Origin of the sequence: Murimonas intestini, from assembly GCF_024622195.1 — a bacterium.
GTDB lineage: Bacteria > Bacillota > Clostridia > Lachnospirales > Lachnospiraceae > Murimonas > Murimonas intestini.
The window spans coordinates 209007-222404 of record NZ_JANKBI010000007.1 but is presented as its reverse complement, the minus strand read 5'-3'; the positions used below and the strand labels follow the sequence as shown (position 1 = coordinate 222404).

The 13398-nt window shown below is 46.2% G+C and carries 9 protein-coding genes; 8 read left to right on the top strand and 1 reads right to left on the bottom strand.

Translation table 11 applies throughout. From position 1 onward, the window contains the following. Positions 1-1739, bottom strand: a 1739-nt coding sequence (locus NSB28_RS12725; RefSeq protein ID WP_330665379.1) for a leucine-rich repeat domain-containing protein, incomplete at its 3' end; no start/stop codon positions are given. 529 nt (positions 1740-2268) lie between these two features. On the opposite strand from NSB28_RS12725, the gene NSB28_RS12720 reads away from it, so the two are divergent. From NSB28_RS12720 to NSB28_RS12685, 8 genes are all read left to right on the top strand, one after another. Then, a complete protein-coding gene (locus NSB28_RS12720; RefSeq protein ID WP_109626994.1) occupies positions 2269-2982 on the top strand; it encodes a LytR/AlgR family response regulator transcription factor in 714 nt (237 codons plus the stop codon). 4 nt (positions 2983-2986) lie between these two features. Next, positions 2987-4357, top strand: coding sequence for a sensor histidine kinase (locus tag NSB28_RS12715; protein ID WP_257497710.1), 1371 nt, complete (start codon positions 2987-2989; stop codon positions 4355-4357). A gap of 205 nt (positions 4358-4562) precedes the next feature. Continuing rightward, positions 4563-6362, top strand: coding sequence for a glycoside hydrolase family 2 protein (locus NSB28_RS12710; protein ID WP_109626990.1), 1800 nt, complete (start codon positions 4563-4565; stop codon positions 6360-6362). A gap of 51 nt (positions 6363-6413) precedes the next feature. After that, positions 6414-8624 carry a helix-turn-helix transcriptional regulator gene (locus tag NSB28_RS12705; protein ID WP_257497709.1) on the top strand — a complete coding sequence of 737 codons (2211 nt, stop codon included), beginning with the start codon at positions 6414-6416 and terminating at the stop codon, positions 8622-8624. A 170-nt stretch (positions 8625-8794) separates the two neighbouring features. Then, positions 8795-10093 (top strand): ABC transporter substrate-binding protein, encoded by a 1299-nt coding sequence (locus NSB28_RS12700; RefSeq protein WP_109626985.1) that lies wholly within the window; start codon positions 8795-8797, stop codon positions 10091-10093. A 66-nt stretch (positions 10094-10159) separates the two neighbouring features. After that, a complete protein-coding gene (locus NSB28_RS12695; protein ID WP_109626983.1) occupies positions 10160-11017 on the top strand; it encodes a carbohydrate ABC transporter permease in 858 nt (285 codons plus the stop codon). A 1-nt stretch (position 11018) separates the two neighbouring features. After that, complete coding sequence (locus NSB28_RS12690; RefSeq protein WP_109626981.1) at positions 11019-11849, top strand: carbohydrate ABC transporter permease; 831 nt, start codon at positions 11019-11021, stop codon at positions 11847-11849. Positions 11850-11888: 39 nt separating this feature from the next. Then, entirely contained in the window at positions 11889-13391 is a 1503-nt protein-coding gene (locus NSB28_RS12685; RefSeq protein WP_109626979.1) for an ABC transporter substrate-binding protein, read from the top strand. The last annotated feature ends 7 nt before the right edge of the window (positions 13392-13398 follow it).

Below are 13398 nucleotides of genomic sequence, written 5' to 3'. Positions count from 1 at the left end.
TAGGCTTCTTTCTCTGAATCACTGTAAGTAAAAATCACATCACCGAAAATTGCCTTGGCTGTTGGAGATACTGCCTTATCTCCATAAGTCCAGTCTGTCATAGCAAGGTCCTCTGTCCAGCCGTTAGCTGCCTGTGATATTGTAAATTCCTTTGTATCTTCTGCACCTTTGTAGAAGTCGTCCTCTGCCAGCTTTGCAGTTACACGGTACTTCCCGGCATTGGTTGGAATGCCAGTATATTTATCCCAAATTCTGCCATTCCAAATTTCATAAGTATAGTTAACATCCCCTGTACTTCCTTCCGAATCAACAGATGGATTTTTAACAGGGTTTCCGGTATAAGTCATATCAGGATTGCTTGTTATTTCAATCTTGCTGACTGACTTGGATAAATTCAAGGTGACAGTCAATGTATCAGATGATCCATTCACGTTCCCACAGGCATAGGTATATTGGATTGGCGTTCCAACTTTATAGTCTGTGATATTGTTGCCATCCAATCTTCCGCCACTGATAACGGTCAACTTGCTGATGTCAATACCAGCAAATTTCTTTGTAATATCGAAGGTATCACCAGTTACAGTTAGATCAATCGTTGATAAAGTCTTACTCCACGTACTCAGATCAGCCGTTCCCCAATCAAGATAAGCCAGATTCATATACCTTGTATCTAAAAACTCCAAATCAGGACAATTGCTGACATCCAAGGCTTGGATTTTTGTTCTGGGACAAAACAAGTATGTCAAAGCGGTATTTTTACTGACATTCAAGGCTTGGATTTCTGTGTTGGAGCAGTACAATCGTTTCAGATTGGAATTTTTACTGACATCCAAGTCTTGGATTTCTGTGTCGGTGCAAGACAAGGTTTCCAGATTGGAATTTTTGCTGACATCCAAGGCTTGGATTCCTGTGTAGGAGCAAATCAAATATTTCAGATCAGCGAACTTTTCAATCCCCTTTAAATCCGTTATATCTGTTCTGTCTTTAACATCAATAAGAGTAACATCCGCTATCGCTATTTTGTTCTCACCATCACCGTTGAATTTATCCAACAAATACTCCCTAAACTTTTCATCCGGAAAATCAGTGGAATTGATCTCAACTTTCCCCGTATTACTGGATATGCTGTTTGCTTGCGGTGCCTGAACTTGTTCCTTTGCAAAAAGAGCTGTGCTTTCTTCCGTTTCCGGCACCAGAACAGTAACAGGGATATTTTTCTCTACAAAATGTTCTTCCGCATTGTAGCCCTCTACTGCGCTGTAATCATACGTCTTATCGTCCACTGCGATCCTGGCAGGGTATTCTGGTTTTTCCTTACTGATGATGGTGTTTCCATCCGTCCAGCTCCATCCATCCGGTAAAGCAATGTCCTGCAAAGCTTGTCCGTCATTCCCTGACAATTCCTGCGGCAGTGTGATCAGCGGGGCATTTTCCCTGGCCTCTGTTGATGTGGGATTGATCTCAATTTCCCCCGTATTACTGGATATGCTGTCTGTTTGTGGTGCCTGAACCTGTTCCTTTGCGGAAAGAGCTGTGCTTTCTTCCGTTTCCGGCACCAGGACAGTAACAGGGATATTTTTCTCTACGAAATGTTCTTCCGCATTGTAGCCCTCTACTGCGCTGTAATCATACGTCTTATCGTCCACTGCGGTTCTGGCAGGGTATTCTGGTTTTTCCCTGCTGATGATGGTGTTTCCATCTGTCCAGCTCCATCCATCCGGTAAAGCAATGTCCTGCAAAACCTGTCCTGCATTCCCTGACAGTTCCTGCGGCAGTGTGACCGGCAGGGCATTTTCCCTGATCTCTGTTGATCTTGTCTGCTGTACGATTGCTGTCTCTGCATCTGCTGCGTAAACAGCGGCAACAGGTGAAAGCACGAATGTGATACTCATTACCGTGGCAGCCACGACAACGGCACTTTGTTTTTTCTTATTTGTCATTTCTTTTCCTCTCCTTTTCCATAGTCGTTCACAAGGCGGAAAACATAGCCTTAATGTAATGATTAGACAGACACTGTCCGCACTGGTAAAAGCCGGGGCTTCTGGTGGTGCGTTCACCGTCAGGGTCATGACAGTAAATCCCGCTGTCCAGAAACCGTATATGTTTTTACTCATTGTTACAGATTCATCTCTCGAAATCAAGAAAAAAAGCGTAAGCCGTTCCTACAGAGCCTAAGCCGGAGGGAACCTGCTGTAAATCCGCTCCGCTTCATGCTATAATGATCTTGAAAATTATACTTTTCTGCCTTTTGGGAAAGGAGGGATAGAGATGCTTGCTGTGATCTGCGATGATCTTGCAAAGGACCGGGACATCCTGTTGGATTTTTGTGCCCGATATGCAAAAAATAATCATCTGCCCGTTGCTGCGCTGAGCTTTGAAAACGCCGGAGCGCTGCTGCAGAGCCGGGAGGCCCGGAGCGCTGACGTGATATTTATGGATATTTATATGGAAGGCGCCCTGGGAGTTGACGCGGCCCGTATCCTGCGGGGGAAGGGCTTTCGGGGAGCGCTGGTCTTTACTACTACCAGCCGGGAGCACTATGCGGATGGCTTCGACGTGGAAGCCTCCCATTACTTGATCAAACCGATAAGCTGGGAAGCCTTCTGTGAGGCCATGCGGCGTACCCATGACCGGATGGGTGTTTCCGCCCGGAAGGTGCGTGTGACTGCCGGACGGAATGAACTGGATGTGGATATTTCTGGTATTTGGTATGTGGAGGTCTACGGGCATAAAACGGTACTGCACACTCTGCGGGGTGAGGTGGCAGTGAACCAGTCTCTTTCCGCGCTGGAGGAACGCCTGGGCGGTGACCCGTTTTTGCGGTGTTACCGCTACTTTATTGTCAACATGGATTTTGTGAAGCGCTTAAACGAAGACTGCTTCTTAATGAAGGATGGCCGGGAGATCCCCCTCTCACGGGATGGACGCACTGCCCTCAAAAACCGGTATATGGCCTATGTATTCGGCCGGATGGAGGAATGATAAGATGGAGACGATTACTGCAGAATACATCACCTGTGTGATCGAGGCAGCTATGACCATGTTTTTCTGCCTCTATGTGACCAGGGGCCTGCTGCAGGTGCCAATGCGGATTCTGGCGCCTGTGGCAGCGCTTCTGGCCGTGGCCGGCAGTGCTGCCAGCATGGCGCTGTCGGCATGGCTGAGTGCCTGTCTGCCCTTCTCGATGGATACCAGTACAGTCTCCCTGCCGCTCTGGTTTGCCGTTGGCTATTTCAGCCTGCGCCGGGCGACTCACGAGCGGGCAGGCGGACTTCTGTTCATCCTGCTTTTATCGGTACAGGTATTACATTTATGCCGGAGTACCACTTACTTTTTCTATGGCCTCTTTTTGCCTCATATGACAGACGGTCCATACTGCTGGGCGGATATCCCGGGGTTTGGCATTCCATCGGTTGTACTGACGTTTCTGCTGGCGGTCTTCTGCCGCAGGCTCTACCAGAAACTGCGTGGGATCGATCTGCGGGGATATCTTCGGCTGTGGCTTATCCCACTCTTTTTTGTGATCCTTTATATCCTGCAGACCAATATCTATCCGCTTGGGAATTTTACCCTTACAAATGGCTTTCGCCTTTTGATCGGCTTATGCGCTTTTGTAACCTATTCCCAGATGGTTTCAGCCATCTCTCATGCGGCGATGGCGGCGAGAGAAACAGAGATCCATACCCAGCTTGCCCACCAGCTTGATCTGCAGCGGGCGCGGGTGGACGATCTGGAAAGCCATGCTGAGGAGATGAAGCGCATCCGCCACGACCGCAGGCAGCATGTGCAGGTCCTGCGGGGCTTGTTGGAAAAGGGGAAGGTCCAAGAGGCTCTTACTTATCTGGATGACTATGAGGACAGCATGGCTGGCGCTATCCAGCCGCCCCTCTGTGAGAACTTTGTGGCTGACACGCTCTGCCGCCGTTATGAAACACTGGCAAAGCAATCGGATATCACGGTGACGATGAACATTTCTCTTCCAAAAGAACCGGGGATTTCCGGCAGTGATCTTGCAGTCATCCTTGGAAACTTGTGGGAAAATGCCGTGGCAGCCGCACTGGATGCAAAGGAAACGCACCGCTTTATCCGGCTGCGGATACAGACCCGGGAGGAACAGATCCTGATCCGTATGGAGAACGGCTACGATGGGGTAATATGCCAGGAAGGTGAGCGGTTTTTGTCTTCCAAACCTGGCAGGAACAGAGCCGAAGGCGTGGGGATTGCCAGCATCCGCTCGATGGCACGGCGTTACAGCGGCCTGACGGCCTTTGACTATACCCCGGACACCTTCACCGCCTCGGTACTGCTCTATCTGCCAAAGCCAGGGGAACTTATGCCAACAAGTACCAAGGCATGATCCATGGCTGGCAGCAGCACTCACAATAAGGTAGTGGTTTTCGCAGTAACGATTGATAAATTGTCACTGCGAAAACCACTACCTTATTTTTATAAATTAAAACAACAAAACTGTTGATATAATCAAAAATAAATTGAATATTACCGCCTGATATGCTATTATATAACAAAAATATTGTTTAAATAAGAGAAGGAGAAGACAAATAATGAAGTGTTATAAAAAAGATTATCCAAGGCCCCAATTTGTCCGTGAGAATTGGACGAACTTAAACGGAGAATGGAAGTTTCGTTTTGATGATGAGAACTGCGGTGAAAAAGAGCGCTGGTTTAGCGGCCTTGAGGAAAGCCGTAAAATCCGGGTCCCCTTTACATATGAGACAGAATTGAGCGGGATAGGAGAGACAGAACGCCATGATTTTCTGTGGTACGAGAGAGATATAGAGATCGACAGAGAGAAATTGAAAGATCACAGATATTTGCTTCATTTTGAAGGGAGTGATTTTTGTACAAAATTATGGGTGAATGGGGAATATGCCGGGAGCCACTGCGGAGGATATGCCCGCTTTTCCTTTGACATTACACGTCTTGTGAATGACGGTACAAACCGCATTGTGGTGAAGGCAGAGGATTCCTTTGATATGCAGCAGCCAAGAGGCAAACAGCGCTGGTTGCCCCAGAGCTTTGGATGCTGGTATGTGCAGACTACGGGAATCTGGAAAACGGTGTGGAGTGAATATGTGCCGGAGGTAAGCCTCTCCTCAGTGAAAATGACTCCAAAGCTGGAAGAATACGCACTGGAGGTGGAATATCATGCAGATGCATCCCGCCAGGTTATAGAAGAGGGGCTGGATGTGGAAGCTATAATCAGCTTTGAGGGAAAGGTGATCAATCGTACAAAGTGCATGCTTACAGACAGGCAGATGAGCGTTACGCTGGATGTGTTTGCCAGAAATGTTCAGGATATGGAATGGGGTGTGCGCACCTGGTCACCGGAAAATCCTGATCTGTACGATATCCGGTTCAGGCTGAGCAGGCAGGGACATGTAGTAGATGAAGTGGGTTCTTATTTCGCAATGCGCGAGATACGTATCGAGGGGAGTAATATTCTGCTAAATGGCAGCCCGCTGTATCAGAGGCTTATCCTGGATCAGGGATACTGGAAGGAATCACATCTGACACCTCCTGATGAGGAAGCACTTATAGAGGATATAGATAAAATCCATGCGCTGGGTTATAACGGCCTGAGAAAGCACCAGAAGACAGAGGATGAGCGCTTTTTGTACTGGTGTGATGTGAAGGGGATGCTGGTGTGGAGCGAGATGCCTTCTGCCTACCAGTTTTCAGATGATGCTGTGGAGGAATTCACAAAGGAGTGGATGGAAATCGTCAGGCAAAATTATAATCATCCCTGCATTATCACATGGACACCCTTTAATGAATCGTGGGGAATCAGCAAAATAGATACGAAACGGACTGAACAGCATTTTACGGAAGCAATCTACCATCTGACGAAAAGTGTGGACCCTTACCGTCCGGTAATCGTAAATGACGGGTGGGAGCATACAGTATCCGATATCCTTACGCTTCACGATTATGAGGAGGACGGTAAAATTTTTAAACAGCGTTATATGGATTTCAAAGAGGAAATATTGGCATCCGGCCTTTCTCATAACCACTTTAAGAGAGCTTTTGCAAAAGGCTGCTCCTACCAGGGACAGCCAGTGATCATTAGTGAATTTGGAGGGATTGCATTTGAAAACGGCAGCTTGGGATGGGGCTATGGGAATAAAGTTGGTACAGGTGAAGAATTTATCAGAAGATTTGACGCGATCACTACTGCTGTGAAGGAACTGCCCTATGTCTGCGGTTACTGTTACACCCAGGTGACAGATGTGCAGCAGGAAATAAATGGTCTGATGGATATCGAGAGGAATTTTAAGATAGAACCGGAAGTTATCCGGGAGATCAATGAGCGCAAGGCAGGCTGCGGGCGTGCCTGTGTATAATGTATTCTGCTGAGAGTATAGAGTAAACGGGAAATGGAGAGGGGGATCTGTATGGGAAAGCTGAAGGAACAATTAAAAAATATTCGGAAGCCTAAATACAGGCTGCGTATGCTTATGGCATTTTTTGCAGTGGCAGTCCTGGCTATTGGTTTTGTGGATATCGTAGTATTCCGGAGCCTTTCTGCGCAGATCCGGGAGGAGTCCGAGAAAGAGACACTGGATTTTTTAAAGAATGTAACCAGCTCCTATGAGAGCCAGATCACCCAGTATCAGGAGAAGGCGGAGCTTCTGTTCAGAAACCTGGATGTGAAGGCATACCTTTTATCAGATGGCAGTGAGGACCTATATCTGAAGTCTATCTATGAATCCATGAAAGCGCTGGCAGGCAATACTCAGGGAATCACTTCAGTGGTGCTGTTTCATGGGGAAAGGGTCCTGGCCAGCTATGATACCGGTATGATACTGCAGAATACAAAGGAGGAGCTTGTAGAAAGAATCCATGAGACAGTTTCAGACAAAGAGCTGTTTTTTATCAGCGCTGACAGCAGACAGATAAAACGGCAGATGGTAGTATTCTGGAGTGCCAGAGAGTACTTATATGGTCCCAGCAGCTACGGAGTTGCACTGGTAGTGCAGTTGGACGTTTTGCAGCAAAAAACGGCGCTGCTGGATCAGAACAGAGAAAATCCTCCCTGCATTTTCTATCAGGATGGGGAAGCAGTGGTCTGGAAAAAGGATGCTTATGAGGAAAAAAGAAGAGAATTATTTCATACAGTCCAAATGTCAGATCAGAAGGAAGGTGTTTTGTATGAAACGATTGACGGCAAACAGTATAAGATTTCTTTTGCGGCGCCGGGAGAAGGACGTTTTTCAGCTATTTGGCTGCAGGAAATGTCTCCCAACCAGGAGCGCATCAGACAGGCACTCCAGATGATACTGGCTGCCACTGTGGCGGGGATGGCCATCATGGCTGTGATCGTGTGGATTTTGTCAGGCTGGATGTACCGTCCTCTGGGTATGCTTTTTCGCAATATTTTTGAACTGGCCGGAAGCAGGGAGGACCGTACTGCTGGAAACAGCAGACTGGGCGGCGGATCTTTAGAGGATGTGAACCAGAGTATGGCGCTTCTGAGAGATCAGATCCGCAGCAATGTGTTTGTAAGATATCTACGGCAGGAAGGCCAGGAGCAGATGGATGAGCAGGTCTTTGGATTCGGCGGGAAAACTCCGAAGTCGTTTTTAGTCATGGTCATGCGTTACTGTCTGGATGACTGGAACAAAAATGATGAGATAGCTGCTTTCATCCGTGAAAACAAGAGCCTTGCAGGCACGGATGAACTGCAGTGTTATCAAGTCTCACGTTCCGAGATCATCATGCTCATCTGCAGGGGCACAAACGAAGAGGCGGATGACGGAGGGGAAGCGGCGGCTGGTGAATTACTCTCTGAGCTGGAAGATATTTATGGGCTTCAGGGCTGTATCGGCATTTCAGGCTGTGAAGGGACAGAGCAGCTGCCGGATGCTTACCACCGGGCCAATATGCTTACAGGATACTATATTTTGTCAAAAAAGATCCAGGTTATACCGGAAAAGCTTCTTGGCGAAAAGATGGACGGTCCTGTGCAGGAGCCGGAAAAAGAGCGGATCATGCGCTGTATTAAAGAGAATAAAGAAGATGATATGGAAGAGTGTATCCGAAGTCTGCTGGATAATCTGACTGCTTATCATATTAAGGCGGCAAAGAATTACCTGAAAATGCTTACTGCTGATGTCATACGGCTGTCTGAGAGGATCAGCGGTGAAAAAAACACAGAATATGAGATTTATCTGGAAGACTTTCTTACATATGAGATATTTATCGGGCAGGAGGATATTGAGACGTGGCTGTGCCAGCTGTTTTTGCAGGTAAAGGCACAGCTTAAAGCCTGGAAGCAGCCTTCTGCATCCAGCCTGATGGATGAGGCAGTTGTTTACATAGAAGAGCATTGTCAGGAATGCTGTCTTTCTGTTGAACTGGTGTCTGAACATTTCGGAGTCAGTGTGTCTTATTTTAGTAAGCTGTTTAATCAGTACACCGGAAAGACGTTCCCGGATTACATGAAACAGCTCCGGCTGGAAAAAGCCAGAAAAATATTGTTGGAAGATCCGGACAGGTCTATCTCTGATATTGCAAAAGAAGTGGGATTTAACAGTTCCTCCTATTTTTCTGCGGCTTTCCGGAAATATTATGGCGTAACACCAAGCCAGATAAAAAAGAATTAGAAAGTGTACAACATGCACAAAATATACGGCCCAAAATTGATATAAATATGCAAAATAAGATATTTTTTAAAGTAAAAACATGTTTTTGTTATTGCGTAGTGCATAAAAATGACATAAGATAGCCTTGCTTTTGAATGAATCAATCAAAAAACAAGGAGGTAGCAAAAGAGATGAAGAGAAAGAAAATGATGGGGATGCTGCTCACGGCAGCAATGGTCACAGGGAGCATGGCAAGTGCGTTCACTTGCATGGCTGCGGATGAAAAGCCTTATGATGGAGTAAATTTAAGTATCATGATAGAGAATGGTACTGATGAGTCAAGCTATCAGCCGATCCTCGATCTTATTAAAGAAAAAATGGGTATCACTGTTGAGGTGGAATTTAAGCCGGCAGGTTCAGAGGGAACTAATCTTATAAAGACCCGTCTGTTATCCGGAAATATGACAGATCTCATGATCTATAATGTAGGATCTTTACTGTCTGCACTGAATCCTCAGGATTACTTTATTGATATGGCAGGCACAGACCTGGCAGCGACCTTTGATGATTCCTTTACACAGGCAGCAAGCTTTGAGGGCGGTCTTTACGCAGTGCCCGCAGGCTCTGCTTCAGGCGGCGGCGTAATGTATAACATGGATATCTATGAGAAATACGGCCTTGAGGTTCCAAAGACATGGGATGAGTTTATCGCAAATCTGGATGTTATCAAAGAAGCAGGTGAGGTAACTCCGCTGATTGGAACTTTTGCAGATGCCTGGACAGCACAGGTACCATTTTTAGCAGATAATTATCAGGTGATGCATAATGACCCTGCCTTTGCAGAAGGATTTACCTCAGGTGAGAAGAAGTTTGCCACATCTGAAGCTGCCTTCCGCAGCTGGGAGAAGCTGGAGGCGACTCAGCCTTATTATAATGAAGACTATATGGCTACTACTTATGACATGGGCTGTGACATGCTGGCAAATGGTGAAGGCGCTCATTACATCATGACCTGTGGTATTCTGCAGAATATCTATACATTGTATGGTGAGGATGTAGTAAACCGTATAGGAGTATTTCCTGTTCCCGGGGACACAGAAGAAGAGACAGGTCTGACTGTATGGACGTCAGGCGGGCTTTATGGAAATAAAAACAGTGAGAATGTAGATGCTGTAAAAGCTGTTATGGAGTTCTGGACATCTGATGAGGCTCTTGATGTGCTGGTGGAAAACAGCAGGCCGAGCGGTCCGTTCCACAATGGGTATAAGCTTCCGGATACTGTATTCAAAGGTGTTAAGGACCAGATGGTATATTTTGAGGCTGGTAAAACTGCACCCGCCCTTGAGTTCCTGACCCCGGTTAAGGGAGCAAACTGTGATGCCATTTGTACAGAGCTTGTGACCGGACAGACAACAGCAGAGGAGGCTGCAAAAGCCTACGATGAGGACTGCCTCAAGATGGCTGTACAGCTTGGTCTTGACTGGAAGTAAAAAATTATGCTGAGCAAAAGGGGCTGCCATATAACATATGCAGCCCCTTTTTAGAAAGGAGAGATTATGAATAGGAAGAGAATATATCCGGCATGGTTTTTGCTTCCGGCAATGAGTGTTTTCCTTGTTTTCTTTATAATACCGATGGCTGTTTCATTCTTTTTCAGTATGACAGTCTGGGATTTTTCAGGTTTTACTTTTTGCGGTCTGGACAATTTTGCTCTGTTCTTTTCAGAGCGTTCTCTGAGCCACAGTGTTGTGAATACGATGATCTATGCGATTGGCACTTCCGGGTTAAAAGTAATCCTTGCATTTTTTATTGCAGTATTCTTAACAAGCGGGATCAGGACAAAAAATCTGATCCGCTCTATTGTCTTTTTTCCAAATCTGGTTAGTACAGTAGCAGTAGGCATGGCTTTCAAGGCTTTGATGCATCCAACGAAGGGATTGTTTAACCAGATCATTGCATTTTTCGGTGGACATGGCCCGGACTGGCTGGGAAATGTGGACATGGCTTTATACTCTGTCATATTAACTGATGTGTGGAAGGGTGTTTCTGTTGCCACAGTGATCTATATAGCCGGTATCGTCTCTATTGACAAAAATTATTACGAAGCGGCGGCAATAGACGGGGCAAATGGCTGGCAGAAGCTTAAAAACATAACTATTCCTCTCTGCCGCCCGGCTATGAATTCAGTAATTATCTTATCTTTTATCGGAGGACTCAGAAGCTTTGACTTAATCTGGTCTATGACAGGGGGAGGTCCGGGTTTTGCATCTGATGTACTGGCTTCCGTGGTATACAAGCAGTATGCAGCTGGATTTTATGGCCTGTCAACAGCCGGGAATGTGATTATGCTGATATTGATCGGCCTGCTGGCCTTTCCGCTGCAAAAGTTTTTGCTGAGCAAGGAGGTAGAATGAGATGAAAAAAAATAAGAGGTTCAGGCTGCTTGGGGATATCATTGGGATGGCAGCAGCTTTTCTGATTTTTGTGGTTCCATTTATCTTCATACTCAGCAACAGCTTAAAAGACAGACGGGAAGCAAACCTTCTTCAACTGGCTCTGCCGGAGACCTTTGTCTGGAAAAATTATTCAGAAGTATTTACGGCGAACAATTATATACTGCTCACTGCTTTTAAAAACAGTATTCTGTTGACAGTATTTTCAGTGGGAGGTCTGATCATTGTCTGCTCCATGGCCGGTTATATCCTGCAGAGGAGAAAAGACGGGCTGACAAAGGCGGCTAATTTTGTGACCATGATGGGCCTGATGGTGCCGCCGGCTATCCTGCCGACTATCTGGATCACCCAGGGGCTTCATATAGACGGCACTATGTTCAGTATGGTCATGATAGAGATTGCTCTTCAGATTCCTTTTGATATCATGCTTTACAGGGGATTCGTGGGAACGATACCCATAGAGCTTGAGGAGGCGGGCTACATAGATGGATGTGAGCGGCTGGGAATGTTCTGCAAAATCATCTTTCCTCTTTTAAAGCCAGTCACGGCAACAGTTATTATACTGAATGCAGTCAGCGTATTTAATGATTTTACAAATCCTCTGTATTTCTTCCCGGGGAGAAAAAATGCTACAGTCCAGCTTACCCTTTATAATTTTATGGGGCAGTATCAAAGTTCATATAATTTATTATTTGCAGATGTTATAATCATTACAATACCAATGCTGATCTTATTTATTATTTTTAATAAGAGAATAGTGGACGGCATGGTGGCCGGTTCAGTCAAAGGATAACTGGACGTTATTTCATAAGAACAGGAGCAGACAAAGTTTATGAAGGATAGAAAAAATAATTGGAAAAAATGGACAGCAGGAGCAGCAGCTTTATTTGTGCTGGCAGGGTTCGGCTCTGATACTGTATCTGCAAAAGAGCCTCCGGTAACTGTAAATCTGCTCATGTTCGGGGAAGAATCCGCGAGGATGCAGGAATTGATGGAGGATGAGATACATCAGAGGGTGCTGGATGAGATCAATGTGGACCTGCAGATCTCTTACCTGCCATGGTCAGAATACGGAACCGGCAAGTCGGAAATGATGTTTTCCACGGGAGAAAAATTTATGTGCTATACAAACACAGAGATCACAGCCCAAATGGCAGGCAAGGGATACTATGCGGATGTGACGGATGTGCTTGAGGAAAATGCACCGCAGCTGTATGAATACTGTGATGAAGCAAATGCAGTAAGAGCTTTTGTGATTGATGGGCGGGTGTATGCAGTGCCGGTGGGTTATAAAGAAAATGCCGGGGAAGATTATCTCATTATGGTACGCAGGGATCTCATGGAGGAGGCCGGATTTTCCGGGATCAGTACGCTGGAGGAACTGGAGAGATTCTACAGCACATGTAAAGAACTCCATCCGGACTACATCGGGCTGGGAGGCAAGATGAATCCCAGAATTTTAAACGGCGTTATTGCCTCTGATAAAAATATGGAGTTTATTAATAACTTTATTATGACTGATGCAAACCATCCGGAGGATACGGCGTTGTACAGTTATTACGAATCCCCGGAGTTTAAGCAGGTGTGTGAGATCACAAGCAGGTGGAAAGAGATGGGGATCATCCCGGAATATCTTCTGTACAATGCTATACAGTCAGAAAATGAATCCGATGTAGGACATTCCATGTTTGCGGTCAGTTCCTGCGACAGGATCTTTGAGATGATGGAGAAGGTGCGCCTGTCAGTTCCGGATGCAGTGTTTGAGAATATTTACCTTGGGGATGTAAATGAAAAGCCTCTTATAGACTGGGGAGGGACTTATGTGACAGCCTTTGCGGTCAGCGCGGGAGTGAAGGATGAGGAAGAGCTTGCCGCCTATGTGAAGGTGATCAATCTGTTTCAGAAAAATCAGGAGTGGGTGGACCTGTGGACATATGGAATAGAAGGGACAGATTATACTCTGACTCCGCAGGGGCGGGTAAAGCGTCTTTGCTCCGATGGGCTGATCAACAGCTGGATGACAGTAAATCCTGTCTTCCGCAGATTCCCGGACTATGTGACGGACGAACAGATAGAGACTTATTATGCAAGTTCAGAGGGCAGCATCCCGAAGAAGACCCGTCACTTTATTTTCAATACAGGGCCAGTGAATATGGAATATGCACAGCTTCAGGCAATAGAGGCAGAATATCTGCTGCCCATCGCACTGGGGTTTCAGGACTATGATGAGAATATCGCCGGAGCCATTGACAAGCTGAAGCAGGCCGGTATAGATGAGGTCCTTTCCGAAGCGCAAAGACAGTTTGACGAATTTAAAAAACAGCAGCAGGAATGATGGAGAA

Excerpts from the sequence above, each read along its gene's own strand:
- NSB28_RS12720 (WP_109626994.1), top strand. The coding sequence starts at position 2,269 with ATGCTTGCTGTGATCTGCGATGATCTTGCAAAGGACCGGGACATCCTG.
- NSB28_RS12715 (WP_257497710.1), top strand. The coding sequence starts at position 2,987 with ATGGAGACGATTACTGCAGAATACATCACCTGTGTGATCGAGGCAGCT.
- NSB28_RS12710 (WP_109626990.1), top strand. The coding sequence starts at position 4,563 with ATGAAGTGTTATAAAAAAGATTATCCAAGGCCCCAATTTGTCCGTGAG.
- NSB28_RS12705 (WP_257497709.1), top strand. The coding sequence starts at position 6,414 with ATGGGAAAGCTGAAGGAACAATTAAAAAATATTCGGAAGCCTAAATAC.
- NSB28_RS12700 (WP_109626985.1), top strand. The coding sequence starts at position 8,795 with ATGAAGAGAAAGAAAATGATGGGGATGCTGCTCACGGCAGCAATGGTC.
- NSB28_RS12695 (WP_109626983.1), top strand. The coding sequence starts at position 10,160 with ATGAATAGGAAGAGAATATATCCGGCATGGTTTTTGCTTCCGGCAATG.
- NSB28_RS12690 (WP_109626981.1), top strand. The coding sequence starts at position 11,019 with ATGAAAAAAAATAAGAGGTTCAGGCTGCTTGGGGATATCATTGGGATG.
- NSB28_RS12685 (WP_109626979.1), top strand. The coding sequence starts at position 11,889 with ATGAAGGATAGAAAAAATAATTGGAAAAAATGGACAGCAGGAGCAGCA.